We start from the raw sequence: 18078 nt of genomic DNA, 5'->3' as shown, positions 1-18078 counted from the left end.
GACGAAACGCCAGACGGCCGTCGCGGCCGCGTGGCGGTCTCAGGCCCGCGTGATCACGATACGTCCACGGCTGCCCCGTCGCCTTGCAAGCCATCGCAATCCGGCCCGTCGATGAGCGAAGTGGGCTTCGCCAGCGCCTCCAGTGCAGGGCGGTCCGTGATGATGACCCGCTGACCGTCGGCCACGGCGCCATCTGTCTGCAGCGATTTCATCGCTCGTGAGAGACTCTCGGGCGTCATCCCGAGGAACGAGGCGAGCACCCGCTTTTCCATGGGTAGGACAAAGCTTGCTCTGTCGCCGGCGGCCCCGGCTTGACACAGAAGGTAAGCGGCCAACCTCTCGCGTGCGCTGCGCAGCTTGAGATCCTTGGCATGCCGGACCATGCCGCGGTAACCGGCCGAAAGCTCGGCGATGGTGGCCAACGCAAATTCGCCATCGGTGCGGAAGATGGTTCGCACATCGCTGCTGGGCACCAGGATGAGGCGGGTTTTCTCCAGTGTGCGCGCCGACATCAGGTAAGGCGCGTCTCGCATGCAGGCGGCGAGGATGAAGGTCGAACGCGGCCGCACCACCGCCAGCGTGGTTTCACGCTCCTGCCAGCCCGCGAAGAGCTCGATCGAGCCCTCCACGACGATGTGGAGAAAATCGGCAGACTCGCCCTCGTCGATCAGCTGGATCTGGGGCGGAAAGGTCTGATCGTACGCCGCGCGCGTCAGGGCGAGAAAATTCTCCTCCGCCATCGATCGAAACAGCGGAAGGCGGCGGATCGCCGGAAGGACCGTTTCACGCATGAATCAACTCATCTCCGACAGTTCGCTTGATATTTGGTAATTGATGAACAGACATCAGTCTAGTGGATATAGGCAATATCAATCCCTGACGCCTGACAAACCCAGGTCATTGCGGCGCCTATCATCAAATCTGGTTCGATTGCTCTCGCCGGCCGCTGCGGTTTGATCTCGGTCAAGTCGCGGCGGCTTCTTCCGTCCCACTCCGGCGCGACGAAACGCGTCGGAAGCGGAGATAGATCATGATGGAGCAGGCACACGTCTCGGATGCCGAGCGCACACGAGCGCTGGGGCTGAGCACGATCGCCTTCACGGCCTGCTTCGCGGTCTGGACGATCTTTTCAATCATCGGCGTCGAGATAAAGGCCGAGCTGGGGCTCAACGAGTTCGAGTTCGGCTTGCTGGTCGCCACGCCCATTCTGACTGGATCGCTTACCCGGCTAATCCTCGGTGTCTGGACCGAGAAATACGGCGGCCGCGCTGTCTTCACGACGCAGATGCTGCTGACGGCGGCGGCGACATGGATGCTGACCTGGGCGTCTACCTATACGATGTATCTCGTCGCCGCGCTGGGCATCGGCCTGGCCGGCGGATCGTTCATCATCGGCGTCGCCTATGTCTCGCGCTGGTATGGCGCGGGCAGGCAGGGCACAGCTCTGGGGATATTCGGCGCCGGCAACGTCGGCTCGGCGGTCACCACATTCGTCGCGCCCTTCGTGATGGTCGCCTATGGCTGGCACGGGGTCGCCCATGTCTGGGCCGCTGCCCTGGCGCTGATGGCGGTCGTGTTCTTCCTGTTTGCCAAGGATGACCCGGAACTCGTGGCCCGCCGCAAAAGCGGCGCGCGGCCACCCTCGCTGGCCGAACAGTTCGCGCCCCTGAAGAACCTGCAGGTCTGGCGCTTCTCGCTCTACTACTTCTTCGTGTTCGGCGGCTTTGTCGCAATCGCGCTCTGGACGCCGCATTACCTGATGGATGTCTACGACGTTGACATCCGCATGGCTGGCATGGCGGTCGCGGCCTTCGGGCTTTCGGGATCCCTGTTCCGGGCCTATGGCGGAGCGTTGTCGGACCGTTTCGGCGCCCGGGCGGTGATGTATTGGAGCCTCGGGTTTTCCACCATCTTGCTGTTCATGCTGTCCTATCCGGCAACAGACTATGTGATCCAGGGCAAGGACGGCCCGATCGCCTTTTCGACCCAGCTGGACTTCTGGCCTTTCGTCTTAATCCTGTTCGCGCTCGGCTTCTTCATGAGCCTCGGTAAGGCGGCGGTATTCAAGCACATCCCGGCCTATTACCCCAAGCATGTCGGCGCTGTCGGCGGGCTGGTGGGCATGATCGGCGGCCTTGGGGGGTTCATCCTGCCGATCATATTCGGCGCAGCGCTGGACTTGACTGGCATCTATACCTCGGCCTTTGCGCTGCTGTTCCTGCTGGTGGGCGTTTCGCTGCTCTGGATGCACATGGCGATCCGCGTGATGGAGCGGACGGAGCAGGGCGCAGTCCTGAACCATTTGCCGCAACTACCCGAAATGCTGGGGATGCCGGTCTCGGACGCCTCGCAGGATGCGCACACGCTGGAAGAGTGGAGCCCCGAGGACAAGAGCTTCTGGGAGGACAAAGGCCGCCGCATCGCGCGCCGGAATCTCTGGATCTCGATCCCGGCACTGCTTCTGGCCTTCTCGGTCTGGATGGTGTGGTCGGTGGTTGTGGCGCGTCTGCCGGCGATCGGCTTCGACTTCACGCCGGGCGAGCTGTTCTGGCTGGCGGCGCTGCCGGGGCTTTCCGGTGCAACCTTGCGCATCTTCTACAGCTTCATGGTGCCGATCTTCGGCGGCAGGCTGTGGACGACCCTTTCCACCGCCTCGCTGCTGCTACCGGCCATGGGCATCGGCTATGCGGTGCAAAATCCCGATACGCCTTACCTGATCTTCCTGGTTCTGGCGCTGCTGTGCGGCTTCGGCGGCGGCAACTTCGCCTCGTCGATGGCCAATATCGCATTCTTCTACCCGAAGGCGGAAAAGGGCAACGCGCTGGCGCTGAACGCGGGCCTCGGCAATCTCGGCGTCTCCGTCATGCAGTTCCTGGTGCCGCTCGTCATCACCGCCGGTGTCTTCGGCGCGTTGGGCGGTCAGCCGCAGACCATGTCGGATGGCGGCCAGCTTTGGATGCAGAACGCCGGCTTCGTCTGGGTGCCGTTCATCATCGCGGCCACCATCGCTGCCTGGGTCGGGATGAACGACATCGCCGACGCCAAGGCCAGCTTCAAGGAGCAGGCGATCATCTTCAGCCGCAAGCACAACTGGATCATGTGCGTGCTTTACACCGGCACTTTCGGCAGCTTCATCGGCTATTCCGCTGGTTTCCCGCTGCTCACCAAGCTTCAGTTCCCAGACGTGAACGCGCTGCAGTTCGTATTCCTCGGGCCGTTGGTCGGGGCGCTGTCGCGCGCCGGCACGGGCTGGATCTCCGACAAATACGGCGGCGGCCGGGTCACCTTCTGGACGTTCCTGGGGATGATCGTGGCGGTGTTCGGGGTGATCTTCTTCCTCGGTATCAAGGAACAGCCGGGCGCGTTCTGGGGCTTCTTCGCTTCGTTCATGACGCTGTTCTTCCTGACCGGGGTCGGCAACGCCTCCACATTCCAGATGATCCCCGCGATCATGGGGCGCGAAATCCCGCGTCTGATGCCGGAGCTGGACGGGGGCGCGCTGCGCAAGCAGGCGGAGCGTGAAAGCGCGGCGATCATCGCCTTTACCAGCGCCATCGCGGCCTATGGCGCCTTCTTCATCCCGAAAGCCTACGGCACCTCGATCGCCATGACCGGCGGGCCGGTGGCGGCGCTCTGGGGGTTCCTCGGCTTCTACGTGATCTGCGTCGTGCTGACCTGGTTTTACTACACCCGGCGGGGCGGCCTCCTGGCCGCAACCGAGCGCGCCGGCCGTTCCTCGCCCGCCATCTCCGCAGTCTGACCTGAAAGGAGAGCAAGATGAGCCATCTTCTCGACCGACTGAATTTCCTCAAGTCCACGCGACAGGACACCTTCGCCGATGGTCACGGCCAGACCACGGTGGAAAGCCGGGACTGGGAGGAAACCTACCGCAACCGTTGGCGGCACGACAAGATCGTGCGCTCGACCCACGGGGTGAACTGCACCGGGTCCTGTTCGTGGAAGATCTACGTCAAGTCCGGGATCGTGACTTGGGAGACCCAGCAGACCGATTATCCGCGGACCCGGCCCGACATGCCCAACCACGAGCCGCGCGGCTGCGCGCGGGGGGCCAGCTACAGCTGGTATCTGTATTCGGCCAATCGGGTGAAGACGCCCTTGGTGCGGGGGCGGCTGATGCGGCTGTGGCGCGAATTGCGCGCCACGATGAGCCCGATCGAGGCGTGGAAGGCGATCCAGGCCGATCCGGCCAAGCGGGGCAGCTACACCAAGACCCGCGGCAAGGGCGGATTCGTTCGCGCCAGCTGGGACGAGGTCACCGAGATCGTCGCGGCGGCCAATGCCTACACCACCAAGATCTACGGACCCGACCGCGTCTTCGGTTTCTCGCCGATCCCCGCGATGTCGATGGTCAGCTACGCGGCGGGCTCGCGCTACCTCAGCCTGATGGGTGGCACCTGCATGTCGTTCTACGACTGGTATTGCGACCTGCCGCCCGCCAGCCCGCAGACCTGGGGTGAGCAGACTGACGTGCCGGAAAGCGCCGACTGGTACAATTCCGGCTTCCTGATCCTTTGGGGATCGAACGTGCCGCAAACCCGCACGCCGGACGCGCATTTCTATACCGAGGCGCGCTATCGGGGCACCAAATCCGCCGTGGTCAGCCCGGATTACAGCGAGGCCGCCAAGTTCGGCGACATCTGGCTAAACCCGCAGGCTGGCACCGACGCCGCGCTGGCAATGGCGTTTGGCCACGTCATCCTGCGTGAATATCATCTCGACCGGCAAGTGCCGTATTTCGAGGATTACACCCGCAAATATTCCGATTTCCCGCTGCTGGTACGGCTGGACAAGAAGGACGGAGGCTACGTTGCGGGCCGGATGCTGCGCGCCGCCGATTTCACCGATGCGCTGGGCGAATCCAACAACCCCGACTGGAAGACGGTCGGGATCGACAGCAACACTGGCGCTGTCGTCGTCCCCAATGGCTCGATCGGCTTCCGCTGGGGGCAAAGCGGGCATTGGAACCTTGAGGAGAACGCGGGCGGAAAGGCGATCGACCTGAAGACGACGTTGGTCCTCGAGGAGGATCGCGACGATGTGGTCGGTGTCGATTTTCCCTATTTCGGCGGCGAGGCAACCGAGCATTTCACCAAATGCGATCACCCCGAGGTGCTGACCCGCAACGTTCCAGTCCGCCGCCTGAAGCTGAAGGATGGCGAGGCGCTGGTGACGACGGTGTTCGACCTGTTCTGCGCCAATTACAGCCTCGACCGTGGGCTGGGCGGCAAACATGTCGCCACTTCTTTCGACGCCGATGTGCCGTTTACGCCGGCCTGGGCCGAGAAGATTACCGGGGTCAAGCGCGACCGGATCGTCGCCGTGGCGCGTGAATTCGCCACCAATGCCGAAAAGACCAACGGCAAGTCGATGGTCATTCTGGGCGCTGGCCTGAACCACTGGTACCATATGGACATGGCCTATCGCGGCATCATCAACATGTTGGTGATGTGTGGTTGCGTCGGTCAGTCGGGTGGCGGCTGGTCGCACTATGTGGGCCAGGAAAAGCTCCGTCCGCAAACCGGCTGGACAGCGCTCGCCTTCGCGCTGGACTGGGCACGCCCACCCCGGCACATGAACTCGACATCGGCCTGGTACGCGCACACCGACCAGTGGCGCTACGAAACCGTCACGGCGGGGGAGATTCTGTCGCCGACCGCACCGGCGGGCAATTGGGCCGAGCGCAGCCTGATCGACTACAACATCCAGGCCGAACGCATGGGCTGGCTGCCCTCTGCGCCGCAACTGAAGACCAACCCGCTGGAGGTTGGCCGCGCCGCCAAGGCATCGGGCAAGACGGCGCCGGAATACGTGGCCGAAGGGCTGAAGTCAGGCGCGCTGGAAATGTCCTGCGAAGACCCGGATGCACCGGAAAACTGGCCGCGCAACCTGTTTGTCTGGCGCTCGAACCTTTTGGGGTCGTCGGGCAAGGGACATGAATATTTCCTGCGCCATCTTCTGGGCACCGATCACGGCGTCCTCGGCAAGGATCTGGGCGAGGAAGGCAGGGTCAAGCCGATCGAGGCCAAGTGGCACGATCAGGCGCCCGAAGGAAAACTCGATCTTCTGGTGACGCTGGATTTCCGCATGTCGACCACATGCGTCTATTCCGACATCGTCCTGCCCACAGCCAGTTGGTACGAAAAGGACGACCTCAACACGTCCGACATGCACCCCTTCATCCACCCGCTGCAGGCGGCCGTGGACCCGGCTTACGAATCGAAATCGGACTGGGAGATCTTCAAGGCCTTGGCCAGGAAGTTCTCCGAAATCGCGCCCGAGGTGTTGGGAGTGGAAACCGACGTGGTCGCGCTGCCGATGCAGCACGACAGCCCCGGCGAGCTGGCCCAATCGGTCGTGGCCGACTGGAAGGCCGGCGAATGCGAGCTGATTCCCGGCAAGACCGCGCCGAACTACATCGCGGTGGAGCGGGATTATCCCAACCTCTACAAGCGCTTTACCGCGGTTGGGCCGTTGATGGAGAAGGTCGGCAACGGCGGCAAGGGCATCGCCTGGGACACCAAGACCGAGGTGCATCACCTTCGCGATCTCAATGGCCGCGTTACCGACGAGGGCGTGACCATGGGCATGGCCAGGATCGACACCGCGATCGATGCTTGCGAGGTCATCCTGATGCTGGCGCCGGAAACCAACGGCGAGGTGGCGGTCAAGGCCTGGGAGGCGCTGGAGAAGATCACCGGGCGCGAACACACCCATCTGGCAAGGCCCAAGCAGGACGAGAAAATCCGCTTCCGAGACATCGCCGCGCAGCCGCGCAAGATCATCTCGTCGCCCACATGGTCCGGGATCGAAAGCGAGGACGTCTGCTACAACGCCGGCTACACCAACGTCCACGAACTGATCCCTTGGCGCACGCTGTCTGGCCGCCAGCAGCTTTACCAGGACCACGAGTGGATGCGCGCCTTTGGCGAAGCCTTCGTGACCTGGCGGCCGCCGGTGGATCTGAAGACCATCGCGCCGGCGATAGGGCAGGCGGGCAACGACAAGCATGTCGTTTTGAACTTCATCACCCCGCACCAGAAATGGGGCATCCATTCGACCTACACCGACAATCTCCTGATGCTGACGCTGAACCGCGGCGGCCCGGTGGTGTGGATATCGGAGGTGGACGCGGCGAAGGCAGGGCTGGTCGACAACGACTGGGTCGAAGTCTTCAACGCGAACGGCGTGCTGACGGCGCGGGCGGTTGTTTCGCAGCGCATCAAGGAAGGCACGCTGTTCATGTATCACGCGCAGGAAAAGATCGTGAATACCCCCGGCAGCCAGATCACCGGCAAGCGCGGCGGTATCCATAACTCGGTCACGCGGACGGTTCTGAAGCCGACGCACATGATCGGCGGCTATGCCCAGTTGAGCTACGGCTTCAACTACTACGGCACCGTCGGGTCGAACCGAGACGAGTTCGTGATCGTGCGCAAGATGGAAAAGGTCGATTGGCTGGATACGCCGGTCGCGTCAGCGGAGGCAGCGGAATGAAAGTTCGCGCGCAAATCGGCATGGTGCTGAATCTCGATAAATGCATCGGGTGTCACACCTGCTCTGTCACTTGCAAGAACGTCTGGACCAGCCGCGACGGCGTCGAATACGCCTGGTTCAACAATGTCGAGACCAAGCCCGGGATCGGCTATCCGAAGGATTGGGAGAACCAGAAACGCTGGAACGGCGGCTGGGAACGCACCAAGGGCGGCAAGCTGCGGCCCAAGCAAGGCGCCAAGTGGCGCATCCTCGCCAATATTTTCGCCAATCCGGACCTGCCCGAGATCGACGATTACTACGAGCCCTTCGATTTCGACTATGACCATTTGAAGTCGGCGCCCGAGATGGAGGCGTTCCCGACCGCGCGGCCGCGCTCGAAGCTGACCGGCGAGCGGATGGAGAAGATCGAATGGGGTCCGAACTGGGAGGAGATCCTCGGCGGCGAGTTCGCCAAGCGATCGAAGGATTACAACTTCGAGGGCATCCAGAAGGAAATCTACGGCCAGTACGAAAATACCTTCATGATGTACCTGCCGCGGCTGTGCGAGCATTGCCTCAACCCGGCTTGTGCCTCGGCCTGCCCCTCGGGCGCGATCTACAAGCGCGAGGAAGACGGCGTGGTGCTGATCGACCAGGAGAAGTGCCGCGGTTGGCGGATGTGCGTGTCGGCCTGTCCCTACAAGAAGATCTATTACAACTGGTCGACGGGGAAGTCGGAGAAGTGCACGCTGTGCTATCCGCGTCTGGAATCCGGCCTTCCAACGGTCTGCTCGGAAACCTGCGTGGGGCGCATCCGCTACATCGGCGTGATGCTCTATGACGCCGACAAGATCGCCGAGGCCGCCTCGGTCGAGAGCGACCAGGATCTTTACGATGCGCAGCTCGGCGTGTTCCTGGACCCGAACGACCCCGAGGTGATCGCCGCGGCAAGGGCCGAGGGCGTGCCCGAGGACTGGATCGTGGCGGCCCGCAAATCGCCGATCTGGAAGATGGCGATGGAATGGAAGATCGCCTTTCCGCTGCACCCCGAATACCGGACCTTGCCGATGGTCTGGTACATTCCGCCGCTCAGCCCGATTCAGAACGCCGCCGAGGCCGGCCAGATCGCCGCGGACGGTGACATGCCCGACGTGAAGTCGCTGCGTATCCCGGTGAAATACCTCGCCAACATGCTGACGGCGGGCGACGAGGCGCCGGTCGTTTCGGCACTGGAGCGCATGCTCGCGATGCGGTCCTACATGCGTTCGAAAACGGTCGACGGCGTGATCAACCTCGGCGTTGCCAAGCGCGTCGGCCTGACCCCGCATCAGATCGACGAGATGTATCAGATCATGGCGATCGCCAATTACGAGGATCGCTTCGTCATTCCCACAACCCACCGCGAGGTGGTCGAGGATGCCTATGATTTGCGTGGCGGCTGCGGCTTTACCGATGGCAACGGCTGCTCGTCGGGGGTGTCGAAGGGCACTCTGTTCGGCGGCCGCAAGCACATAACCCCGGCGGAGGGCTGGTCATGACCCGGACGTTCAAAGCGCTTTCCGCGCTGCTGACGTATCCCTCGAGCGAGCTGCAGGCGGCGATCCCGGACATCCGCGCCGTCCTGACCGAGGAGGCGGTGCTGCCGCCGCCTCGGATCGAGGCCCTGAAGCCCCTGCTGCAGCGTCTCGCCGAGGGCGACATCATCGAATTGCAGGAGGCTTATGTCCTGCTGTTCGACCGCTCGCGAACCCTGTCGCTCAATCTGTTCGAGCATGTCCACGGGGAAAGCCGCGATCGCGGCGGCGCGATGGTGGATCTCCTGGAAACCTACCGGGCAGGGGGCTTTGACCTGGTCGGGCCGGAACTGCCGGATCACCTGCCGGTGCTGCTGGAATTCCTCTCGACCCGGCTCCTGGCGGAGGCGCGCGAGATCCTGGCCGACGCCGGACCGATCCTGGCGGCGCTCGCCGAACGCCTGACCCGGCGCGAGACGCCCTATGCCGCGATATTGGTCGCGCTGGCCGATATGGGCCAGGCAGGGGCCGACACCGGGGTCGCGGCGGCGCTCTTGTCGCAAAAGGACGACGACCCCGAGGATCTGGCGGCGCTCGACGCGGTCTGGGAAGAGGCGCAGGTCACCTTCGCGCCCGATCCCAACGCGGGCTGCCCCGTATCGCGCGACATTCTGGCCGCGATGGACACACCCCTCAACCCGGCGCGAGCCGGGGCAGGCAACTGACGGAGGTCGGAATGAACAACTTCCTGTTTGGAATTTACCCCTACATCGCACTATCGGTCCTGCTGATCGGATCGGTGGTCCGTTACGAGCGTGACCCGTTCACCTGGAAATCGTCGTCCTCGCAGTTGCTGCGACGGCATCAGTTCATCATCGGGTCCGTACTGTTCCATGTCGGCGTCCTGGTCATTTTCGCGGGCCATTTCGTGGGCCTTCTGACCCCGATCTGGATCTTCGACGCGCTCGGCGTCAGCCACGGCGCCAAACAGTTGCTGGCGATCATCTTCGGCGGCATCGCCGGAATCATGGCGCTGGTGGGCGGGACGATCCTTCTGATGCGGCGGCTGAACGACCCGCGTATCCGCGCCAGCTCGACCTTTGCCGACACCGGTATTCTGGTGTTGCTGATGGCGCAGCTGGTGTTGGGGATCGCCACCATATTAGTCTCGCTCCAGCATCTCGACGGCGAGGAGATGACCCGGTTCATGGCCTGGGCCCAGGGCATCTTCACCTTCCGCGCGGGCGCCGCCGATCTCATCGCCGACAGCAGCCTGATCTTCAAGCTGCATATCGTGCTCGGCCTGACGATCTTCCTGCTGTTCCCGTTCACGCGGCTCGTGCACATGCTGTCAGCTCCGGTCCGGTATCTCTGGCGGCCCGGTTATCAGATCGTGCGGACCAGAAAGCGGGCCGTCAATCATCCGGTGGAGCGGACATCATGACATCTCTCTTCAGCGAAGTGGTCGTGAACGGCGAGACGATCCCGACCAAGGTGATCGCGTCCGAGGCGCAGAATCATCCGACGCCCAAATCGAAGCCCGGACAGGCCTGGACCGCCGCCGCGCGGGCCTTGGCGATCCGCGCGCTCCTGCTGCAGGAGGCACGGCGACGCGGGCTTGCCCCCGACCCGCAAGAAGTGGCCGAGGGTCGGGTGGAGACCGACGACGAGGCCCTGATCCGGCAGGTGCTGGACGCCGCGGTCGATCCGGCCGCGCCGCGGGAAGCCGATCTGCGTGCCGCCTATGACGCTTCGCCGGAACGCTGGCGCGCGCCGACGCTCTATGAGGCGGCGCACATCCTGTTCCCGGTCAGACCGGGCGACGCGGCGGCCTTGGCCAAGGCCCGGATCGAAGCAGCTGCCGTGCTGACCGAGGTGCGGCGGGATCCGCGCGCGTTTGATCGTCTGGCCCGCGAGCACAGTGCCTGTTCCTCGCGCGACACTGGTGGAAGGCTGGGACAGCTGATCAGCGGCGACACCGTACCCGAGTTCGAAGCGGCGCTCGATGCGCTCGCCGAAGGCGCGATCGCGCCAGAACCGGTGGCATCGCGTTACGGGCTGCACATCATCCGGTTGGATGCGCGCGCCGAAGGTGCGGTTCTGCCGTTCGAGGCCGTGGCGCCGCGTATCCGCGACATGCTGGAAAAAGTCGCCTGGGCGAAGGCCGCGCGTGATTTCACGGCGGCCTTGGTCGGTGACGCCGAGGTGACCGGCATCGCGCTGGTCGCCGCCTGACAGGCGGCCGGCGGACCCGGGGACGTTGCGTCGCCGGGTCGTCGGAGGACGGCGAGCGGATGCTCAGCCGAAGGGAATAAACGCCACGAGATCGCCGGCCGCGAGGCTGTCGATATCGGCCGGGATGTCGGCCAGCCCGTCGGCGCGCGCCAGTTCGGCCAAGCGGGCAGAGAACTCCGCCGGACCGGGCTTGAGAACCGGCAGGCCGTCAAGGCCCGTGCCCACCCAGCGGACGGGGCGGAACTCGCGGCGCCCGGGTCGGCGGCTGAGGCCCTCGGACAAGCGCGCCATCAGGCGGCGGGGGCGATGCTCGGCGCCGCTCAGTCCCGCGACGATCGTTCGGCCGAAAACATGCCAGCTGACGAAGGCCGCCACAGGGTTGCCCGGCAGACCGAGCACGAGAGCCTGGCCGATACTTGCGATCGTCAGTGGCTTGCCCGGTTTCATCGCGACCTTGCGCAGATGGATCGTGGCCCCGGCCTCGGCCAGCGCGGGCGGCAGATGATCCTCCTCGCCGACCGACGCGCCGCCGGACGTGACGACGAGGTCGGCGCCGCGACTTGCGGCGATCAGCGCCTTGGTGAAGGCCCGGCGATCGTCGCGAATGATGCCGCCATCCGTCAGGTCGAGCCCGGGACCGGCCATCTGAGCGGCCAGCATGGCGCGGTTGACGTTCCAGATCTGGCCCTTGTCCAGGGTCTCGCCCGGCTCGGCCAGTTCGGCGCCGTTGCTGAGCAGCGTTACTCGTAGCCTGCGCCGGACCGACAGATGACCGGCTCCGGCCGCCGCCGCTGCGGCGATGTCGCGCGGTCCCAGTTGGCGGCCGGCGGGCAGCACCTCGATGCCGCGCACCATGTCCTGGCCGCGTCGGCGAATATTCTGTCCCGGAGCCGGCCGTGTCGCGATCACGATCAGGTCGTCCCGCCGCGTCACCGCCTCCTGCATCACGACAGTGTCCGCTCCTTCGGGCAGTGGCGCGCCGGTGAAGATGCGCGCGGCCTGGCCGTGAGGCAGGGGGCCAGCCGTCTGGCCGGCCGCGATCCGGGAGCCGACCGGCAGCATCCAGGGGCCGTCACCGCGCAACCCGTCGGCACGCAGCGCATAGCCATCCATCGCCGATGCGTCGAAGCCCGGCGCATCGGCGGCGGCATGCACGGCCCCGGCCAGCACCCGGCCCGTCGCCGCGCCGAGCGGCAGCGTCTCGCAGTCCGCGACCGGTCGCGCCAGATCCGCCACTATCGCTAACGCCCGATCGACGGAGATCAAATCCGCGGCCGCCTCGCAGCCGCAGTCCGGCTCGCGCCGGACCGAAATCCCCGGCGACCGGGACGTCATCACGCCACCTTTGACAGGCGGGCCGCGCGCACCCAGGCCAACAGGGCCGAGGGGTCGGCGGGGAGGACCTCGGCCATGCCGTCGGTAAAGGCCTCGAAGGCAGGGCGGTTGAGCCCGTTGATGCCGGTGAGGACCGGGACTCCGGCGGCCAGCGCCTCGGCGATCAGGTCCCGAAACCCGTGCCCGTCGGCCTCGTGCTTGCCGAATTTGTTGAGGATCAGCAGATCCGCCCCGGCCGCCAGGCGCGGGCCGACCAGCGCAACCGCCTCTTCGAGCGCCGCCGGGTCGAGGCGGCAGCCGCGCGAGGCGGTCCCCAGATCCTGGCTGATGCGGATCAGGGGGCCGTCGGGCAGCACCCGCACGTCCATGTCGCACTTATGCCGGTCCGGATTGACGCAGTTGGTCTGGACCACCCCGGCCAGCCGCAGGCCTTGCGACAGCAGCGTCTCGGCAACCTCGCTCATGACCGCGTCGAGACGGCCCGGCTCACTGGAGTGTACGGCGGCAATCAGCATCGATTTTCCTTTCGCAGCATAGAATTCGCCCTAGGAGCGGCGGCGTCGCGGTTATTCATCCGGTTCAATGGGTCCACTCCGCGCCGGATTGTCCGAACAGGAAGCCGTTGGCGAAGCGCCGTTCCGGTGCCAAAGCTGCGAGTTCGGCAAGCGCTTCGTCCGGGGCGATCCGGTCGTCGGCCGCTGCCCGAAACAGACGCGCGACTTCCACCATGTCGCCGGTATGGGGCGAAAGCCGCAGCGCGCCGACGCCGGCTTCGGCCAGCGGCGCCAGATCGCCTGCGAGGTTGGCCCAGCGCTCGGAGACCGTCTGGACTCCGTTGATCGCAAGGAAGGGTTGTCCGTCGAGGGTTTCGACCGGCAGCCCGTCCGGGTCTTGCTCGCAGACGAACTGACAGGAGTCTTTGGCCAGGCCGGCAAGGCGGGCATGGTAACAGCGCGCCGAGAGCGCCAGCGGCAGCCGCCCGAACGCCCAGACCTCGATGTCGACGCCAAATCCTGCCCCGGTAGCCGCCAGCGTCGCGACGGACGAGAAGGCGAGCTCGGGGGGCAGGCAGAACGAGATTCCTCCCCGCCTGGCGAGGAAGCCCAGCGTGCCCCTATTGTAGACATTGACCAACGGGCCCACCGTGAAGGGCGTGCCCGGCGCGAGATGGCGCAACGCCGTCAGGTCGTTGACCTCGACCGGCAGGCCGGACTCGACCAATTCAGCCAACATCCTTCGCTCGCGCCGCAGAGTGACCAGCCCGAGCGAGGCGAGAACGACCTCCTTGCCGCCGCGCTGCAGCCGCTCGACCACCTCCGGGATGCGGTTCTGGTAGAAGGGCAGGCGTTTGGAACAGACGACCTCGCCGACCACCACTCGATCGACCGGCGCCTCGTCGGCAATCCGCGCATAAAAGTCAGACCAATCATCCGCCGGCCAGTTGTAGAGAACCGGGCCCAGTGTCAGGCGCATCGTCGCGCTCCCTTGCTCATGGCGCCCATGTTCAGCGCCAGATCTTGCGATAGGCGCCGAGCGTGCTCGCCTGCCCCTCGGTCAGATGCGCCAACTCGCTAACCGGCACCGGTTGCCCGGCGGCGATCGCGTCGGTGGCCCGGCGGAAGCTCTTCACCACCGCCGAGACATAGGCGCGGCTGCGTTGGCGGCCCTCGATCTTCAGCGCCGTCACCCCGGCCTCGGCCAGCCTGGGGATCAGTTCGGCGGCGTCGAGGCTGATCGGGTCCTCGAAGACATGACCGGTATGCCCCCCCGCCGAAAAGCATCCCTTGCACAGCGTCGGGTAGGGGGCCGGCGCATCCTTGGCGACCTTGTGAATGGTGAAGCCGCCGAGGCGCGAGACCAGTTCCTCCTGCTCCTCGCCATAGACGACGTGACTGGCGGGCGAGCAGACGCCATTCATATTGGGCGAACGGCCGGTGGCGTAGGAGGACAGCGAGCAGCGCCCCTCGGCCATCACGCAAAGCCCGCCGAAGACGAAGACTTCGGTCTCGACGTCGATGTCGCGGTTGATCGCGGCGATCTCCTCGACGCTCAGCACCCGGGGCAGCACGACCCGCTTCACGTCGAATGCCTCGGCGTAGAACATGATCGCATCGGCATTGGCGGCCGCCGCCTGCACCGAGAGATGACGCCGGAGCGCCGGCCGGTGTTCGGCGGCATAGGCGAGCAGGCCGAGATCGGCCATGATCACCGCGTCGGCGCCGGCGGACTCGGCGTCGTCGACGGCGCGGTGCCAGAAATCCTCCGCACCGGCGCGGGGAAATGTATTGATCGCGATCAAGAGCTTGGCGCCCGCCTTGTGGGCGTAGGCGGCACCGGCGGCCATCTCGTCACGCGAAAAATTCAGTCCGGGAAAATTGCGGGCATTGGTCTCGTCGGCGAAGCCGCAATAGATCGTGTGCGCACCCGCGTCGACGGCCGCGCGCAACGCCGCGGGCGTACCGGCCGGGCAGACTAGTTCCAGCGCCGGCCCGCTCACGCGTTCATCTCCGGCCGCATCAGCGCGACCCCGGTGATCCGTTCCGCCACCCGCGCCAGCGGACGCAACCGCCGCCCCACCGCGCGACCCGGCGCGCCGAGACTTCCCGCGACCGCCTCGAACAGGTCGATCTCGGCATCGTCGGTCGCGTTGCGCAGTGCCAGCGCGGCCTCGGTGTCGCCCTCCACGGCAATGTCGCGCGAGAAAAACAGCGCGTCGCCGTCATAGGCGCCATGGATCATGCCGAGAAGCGCGGCCAGCGGTCCAGCGATCCGGCAGTCCCAGTGGCACGGGGCCGAACGGCTCAGCGCGTCGATGCTGGGCCGGCTGGGCCTGGGACAGAGCAGAAAGGCAAATGGCAGATCCGTTGGGTCGATCAGAAAGCGCTTTTGTGCATGCGGGCCCAGGCGCGTGAACAGGCCGGGATGATGCTCCGCCATGTCGCGCGCGGCGCGTCCCAGGATGAGAGACAAGGGACCGGGCGGCAGCTGCGCGAGCAACCGCGCGCCCGCGGACGGAAAATGAGGGATCGAATTGGCGCCGTTCATGCCGTTCGAGGTAACCGCGACCGCTCCTCCCGGCATTGATCGAGATCAAGTCCGGCGAACCGATCGGCAGGCTATCAGGGCGGATCGAGAGGAATGATGCCGATCCGCGACCTGCCCCCCTTCGCCAACCTTGGCGAGTTCCTCAGCCACCTTGACCGCTCGGGCGACCTGGCACGGGTGGCGGAACCCGTTTCGCTGGAACACCAGATGACGGCGGTGCATCGCCATGTCTTGCGTGAGGGCGGGGCGGCGCTGCGCTTCGACGCGGCGACGGATGGCCAGGGACGCCTCGCGACAATGCCGGTTATCGCCAATCTGTTCGGCACGCAGCAGCGGGTGGCGGCGGGCCTGGGGCTGACCTCCGACAGAGTGGAGGAGCTGGGCGAGCTCCTTGCCGCACTGCGCGAACCCGCCCCGGTCGAGGGGATGCGCGACGCATTCTCGCGCTGGCCGATGCTGCGCTCAGCGCTGGCGACCCGGCCCCGTCTGGTGAACCGCGCGCCCGTGCAGCATACGGTTCTGGAGGGCAGGGATGTCGATCTCGGCCGCCTGCCGGTGCAGACCTGCTGGCCCGGCGAACCGGCGCCGCTGATCACCTGGCCGCTGGTGATCACCCGTCCACCGGAAACGGAAGCCGGCGACACCACCCAGACCAATATGGGCGTTTATCGGATGCAGGTGCTCGGCCGCGATCGTGCGATCATGCGCTGGCTGGCGCATCGTGGCGGCGCCGCGCACCACCGGGCCTGGGCGGCGCGTGGCGAGGCGATGCCGGTAGCGGTGGCGATCGGCGCCGATCCGGCCACGATGCTGGCCGCCGCCCTGCCGCTGCCCGAGGGAATCGCGGAACTTCGCTTCGCCGGCGTGCTGCGCGGCGAACGCCAGGCGCTGGCCCCGGCGCGCACGGTTCCGCTGATGGTGCCCGCCGAGGCCGAGATCGTACTCGAAGGCTGGGTTTCGCCGACCGAGACGGCGCCGGAAGGTCCCTATGGCGACCACACCGGCTACTACAACGCGGTCGAGCCGTTCCCGGTGATGCGGATCAGCGCCATCACCATGCGCCGCGACCCGCTGTATCTGACCACCTTCACCGGCAGGCCGCCGGACGAGCCGTCGGTGATCGGCGAGGTCTTCAACACGCTGGCGCTGCCCATGATCCGCCGGCAGATTCCCGAAATCGTCGATCTGTGGCTGCCGCCCGCTGCGTGCTCCTATCGCATGGCCGTGATCTCGATTCGCAAGCGCTATCCCGGGCAGGCGCGGCGGGTGATGATGGCGCTGTGGGGAATGCTGGCGCAGTTCTCCTACACCAAGACGATCATCGTCGTGGACGATGACATCGATCCCAGAAGCTGGTCCGACATTTCCTGGGCGCTGGCGACGCGCATGGACCCCTCGCGCGATCTCATGGTGATCGAGCGGACGCCGATCGACTATCTCGACTTCGCCTCGCCCGAGCCGGGTCTCGGCGGCAAGCTGGGGATCGACGCCACCAACAAGATCGGCGCCGAGACCCGGCGCGAATGGGGAAAGGTGCTGGATATGCCGGCTCCGCTGGCCGAAGAGGCGGCGCGATTCTGCGAGCGGCTCGGACTGGTCGGATCGAAGGAGCTGCCGGCATGAGCGCCGCCCCTGTCATTCTGGGCGTCAGCGGCGCCTCCGGCGCGGCGATCGCCCTGCGCCTGGCCGAGCTGTTGAGCGCGGCGGCGGTGTCGGTCGAACTGATCGTCACCCGCGGCGCCGAGCGGACCCTGAACGAGGAAGTCGGCCCCGATGCGCTGGCCCGGCTCGACCGCCTCGCCACCAGACGTCATGCGATCGACGATCTCGGCGCCACTGTCGCCTCCGGCTCCTATCCCGTCGCCGGGATGATCGTGGCGCCTTGCTCGATGCGCAGCCTCGGCGCGATCGCGAATTCTCTGAGCGACAATCTGCTCGTCCGCGCCGCCGACGTGCAGTTGAAGGAGCGGCGCCGGCTGGTGCTGATCGCCCGCGAATCGCCGCTGCATCTCGGCCATTTGCGGGCCATGTGCGCGGTGACCGAGATGGGCGCCATCGTCGCGCCCCCGAGCCCGGCCTTCTATCTGAAACCCGTAACCTCAGACGAGATCATCGACCAGATCGCCCGGCGTGCGGCCGATCTTCTCGGTGTGCTGCCGCCGATGGCGCGACAATGGACCGATGCATGCCGGCCTCCATTGTCCAGACCGGGCGGTGTTTGATCACGTCGTTCGCGAAGAGCGGTCGCCCTGAAAAAGTACTCGATAAGATGGGACTTGCCCCGCTTTGGTGCAGAGCGTTTTCAGTTTTACGCGGCCTGCCTTTCGAATTGCACGAGCTGCCGAATGTAATTATCGAACGGTGTTCGCATAGAAAAAGTGGCTCGGCTTAGGGACTTTACGTCCCAGATTCCGAGCCACCTTCCACCCCATCCGTCAACTCCAATCCCTTGAAA

General features: G+C 65.6%; 14 protein-coding genes. 8 read left to right on the top strand and 6 right to left on the bottom strand.

Annotated features, from left to right (window positions below; genetic code table 11):
• Window positions 1–53: 53 nt before the first annotated feature.
• Entirely contained in the window at window positions 54–791 is a 738-nt protein-coding gene (locus VQ045_RS01340) for a helix-turn-helix domain-containing protein (RefSeq protein ID WP_327622107.1), read from the bottom strand.
• A 239-nt stretch (window positions 792–1030) separates the two neighbouring features.
• Between VQ045_RS01340 and VQ045_RS01335 the strand changes: the two genes are divergently transcribed.
• From VQ045_RS01335 to VQ045_RS01310, 6 genes are read left to right on the top strand one after another with little or no spacing between them, the layout of a single operon-like run.
• On the top strand, window positions 1031–3760 hold the full coding sequence (locus tag VQ045_RS01335) for a nitrate/nitrite transporter (RefSeq protein WP_327622108.1): 2730 nt from the start codon (window positions 1031–1033) through the stop codon (window positions 3758–3760).
• A 17-nt stretch (window positions 3761–3777) separates the two neighbouring features.
• Window positions 3778–7515, top strand: coding sequence for a nitrate reductase subunit alpha (locus VQ045_RS01330; RefSeq protein WP_331828893.1), 3738 nt, complete (start codon window positions 3778–3780; stop codon window positions 7513–7515).
• On the top strand, window positions 7512–9032 hold the full coding sequence (gene narH / locus VQ045_RS01325; RefSeq protein ID WP_331828892.1) for a nitrate reductase subunit beta: 1521 nt from the start codon (window positions 7512–7514) through the stop codon (window positions 9030–9032). Before VQ045_RS01330 ends, narH begins: the two co-directional genes overlap by 4 nt.
• A complete protein-coding gene (gene narJ / locus VQ045_RS01320) occupies window positions 9029–9733 on the top strand; it encodes a nitrate reductase molybdenum cofactor assembly chaperone (protein ID WP_331828891.1) in 705 nt (234 codons plus the stop codon). The genes narH and narJ overlap by 4 nt, the downstream gene beginning before the upstream one ends.
• Before the next feature lie 11 nt (window positions 9734–9744).
• Complete coding sequence (gene narI, locus VQ045_RS01315; protein WP_331828890.1) at window positions 9745–10452, top strand: respiratory nitrate reductase subunit gamma; 708 nt, start codon at window positions 9745–9747, stop codon at window positions 10450–10452.
• Between the two features lie 23 nt (window positions 10453–10475).
• Window positions 10476–11243: a peptidylprolyl isomerase gene (locus tag VQ045_RS01310; protein WP_331828889.1), complete on the top strand. Its 768-nt coding sequence runs from the start codon at window positions 10476–10478 to the stop codon at window positions 11241–11243.
• A 63-nt stretch (window positions 11244–11306) separates the two neighbouring features.
• Here the strand turns inward: VQ045_RS01310 and VQ045_RS01305 are convergent, their stop codons facing one another.
• From VQ045_RS01305 to ubiT, 5 genes are all read right to left on the bottom strand, one after another.
• The gene (locus tag VQ045_RS01305; protein ID WP_331828888.1) at window positions 11307–12578 is read right to left on the bottom strand and encodes a molybdopterin molybdotransferase MoeA; all 1272 of its coding nucleotides are present in this window, start codon (window positions 12576–12578) and stop codon (window positions 11307–11309) included.
• Window positions 12578–13093: a DUF2478 domain-containing protein gene (locus tag VQ045_RS01300; protein ID WP_327622115.1), complete on the bottom strand. Its 516-nt coding sequence runs from the start codon at window positions 13091–13093 to the stop codon at window positions 12578–12580. Before VQ045_RS01300 ends, VQ045_RS01305 begins: the two co-directional genes overlap by 1 nt.
• A gap of 64 nt (window positions 13094–13157) precedes the next feature.
• A complete protein-coding gene (ubiV, locus tag VQ045_RS01295) occupies window positions 13158–14051 on the bottom strand; it encodes a ubiquinone anaerobic biosynthesis protein UbiV (RefSeq protein WP_327622116.1) in 894 nt (297 codons plus the stop codon).
• A gap of 31 nt (window positions 14052–14082) precedes the next feature.
• Window positions 14083–15060 carry a ubiquinone anaerobic biosynthesis protein UbiU gene (gene ubiU, locus VQ045_RS01290; RefSeq protein ID WP_327622268.1) on the bottom strand — a complete coding sequence of 326 codons (978 nt, stop codon included), beginning with the start codon at window positions 15058–15060 and terminating at the stop codon, window positions 14083–14085.
• Between the two features lie 11 nt (window positions 15061–15071).
• Window positions 15072–15623 (bottom strand): ubiquinone anaerobic biosynthesis accessory factor UbiT, encoded by a 552-nt coding sequence (ubiT, locus tag VQ045_RS01285; protein ID WP_331828887.1) that lies wholly within the window; start codon window positions 15621–15623, stop codon window positions 15072–15074.
• Between the two features lie 96 nt (window positions 15624–15719).
• Here ubiT and VQ045_RS01280 point away from each other — a divergent pair, with 96 nt between their 5' ends.
• Complete coding sequence (locus VQ045_RS01280; RefSeq protein ID WP_331828886.1) at window positions 15720–17246, top strand: UbiD family decarboxylase; 1527 nt, start codon at window positions 15720–15722, stop codon at window positions 17244–17246.
• Complete coding sequence (locus VQ045_RS01275) at window positions 17243–17845, top strand: UbiX family flavin prenyltransferase (protein ID WP_331828885.1); 603 nt, start codon at window positions 17243–17245, stop codon at window positions 17843–17845. The genes VQ045_RS01280 and VQ045_RS01275 overlap by 4 nt, the downstream gene beginning before the upstream one ends.
• Window positions 17846–18078: the final 233 nt, after the last annotated feature.

The sequence above is a fragment of the Aurantimonas sp. E1-2-R+4 genome, assembly GCF_036549515.1.
In the GTDB taxonomy this organism is placed as follows: domain Bacteria; phylum Pseudomonadota; class Alphaproteobacteria; order Rhizobiales; family Rhizobiaceae; genus Aurantimonas; species Aurantimonas coralicida_A.
Note: the sequence above shows the minus strand (reverse complement) of the source record. Positions and strands in the feature narration are given on the sequence as shown.